General features: G+C 68.0%; 1 protein-coding gene. It reads left to right on the top strand.

Annotated elements, in window-relative coordinates:
- Window positions 1-287: 287 nt before the first annotated feature.
- Window positions 288-1,544 (top strand): IS110 family RNA-guided transposase (locus AWC24_RS03290; RefSeq protein ID WP_085082064.1); only part of this gene is annotated, 1,257 nt, incomplete at its 3' end.

Genomic DNA, 1,544 nt, shown 5'->3' on the forward strand with positions numbered 1-1,544 from the left:
GCTCACTGGTCTACCTTCCTGAGGTCATCGCTTCTGGATGAAGCGTTGATGCACCCGAGGTGCCACCAGGTCACTGCCCTGCTCGCTTGACGCGGTTGATGTCCAGCATGAGATCTGCAGGGCTTGGTGGTTGCCCGGGACGTGTCGACCGACGATAGGGCTGAGCGCCAACGCCGAGACTGGCTGCGAGCGCCGATCAGTGAGCGAACCGGCAACCACGTCCCGGCGCCCGCGGCACCGGAAAAGACGGGTGCCTCCCCACTGGGTCTAGCAGCGAGGAGGCTGACATGAAGTCTGCCAGCAACACCCCGAACGACGCCACCGCGACTGACATCGCTCTGCCACCAGAGCCGCCCGGCGGTGTGACCGCCGGCCTGGACTGGGCCCGAGATGATCACGCCGTCAGCGTGGTCGATGACCGCGGCCGCGAACTGGCCCGCACCACCGTGGACCACACTGCGGCCGGTCTGCGCGAACTCATCGCGTTCCTGAGCCGGCACGGGGCCGGTGAGGTCGCCATCGAACGGCCCGACGGACCTGTCGTCGACGCGCTGCTCGACGCTGGCCTGACGGTGGTCGTGATCTCCCCTAACCAGGTCAAGAACCTGCGCGGCCGCTACGGCTCGGTCGGCAACAAAGACGACCGCTTCGACGCCTACGTCCTGGCCGACACCTTGCGCACCGACCGCCCCCGATTGCGGGCCCTGGTCCCCGACACCGACGCCACCATTGCGCTGCGGCGCGCCTGCCGGGCCCGCAAAGACCTGGTGAATCACCGTGTGGCCGTTGCCAATCAGCTCCGCGCACACCTGCGCAACGTGCTGCCCGCCGCCGTCGGTCTGTTCCAACACATCGATTCGCTGATCAGCTTGGCGTTTCTGACCCGGTTCGACACCCAGGACAAGATCGACTGGCTGAGCGCCAAACGGCTCGGCGACTGGCTGTCCAAGCAGGGCTACTCCGGCAAGGCCGACCCCGCCGTGCTGCACCAACGCATCCTGGCCGCCCCCCACGGAGCCTGCGGCGCCCACGGCACGGCCCAGGCCCACATCACCGCCAGCTACGTCGCACTGCTGGACACCCTGGCCGCACAAATCAAAGCGCTCTCGACCCAGATCGAGGCGCAACTGTACGCCCACGCCGACGCCCACATCTTCACCTCGCTGCCACGCGCTGGCCGTGTCCGCGCCGCACGTCTGCTCGCCGAGATCGGGGACTGCCGTGCCCGATTCCCGAACCCCGAATCGCTGACGTGTCTGGCCGGCGCCGCGCCTTCGACCCGCCAGTCCGGCAAATCTAGCGTCGTCGGATTTCGCTGGGCTTGCGGCAAACAGCTCCGCGACGCCGTCACCGACTTCGTCGCCGACACCCGTTTGGTCAACCCCTGGGCCGCCGACCTCTACGACAGAGCCCGCGCCCGCGGACACGACCACCCCCACGCCGTGCGCATCCTCGCCCGCGCCTGGCTGCACGTCATCTGGCACTGCTGGCAAGACCACCTCGCCTACAACCCCGACAAACACCGAGCGCTCCAGAAAACCCTC

Source organism: Mycolicibacter senuensis (genome assembly GCF_002101885.1).
GTDB lineage: Bacteria > Actinomycetota > Actinomycetes > Mycobacteriales > Mycobacteriaceae > Mycobacterium > Mycobacterium senuense.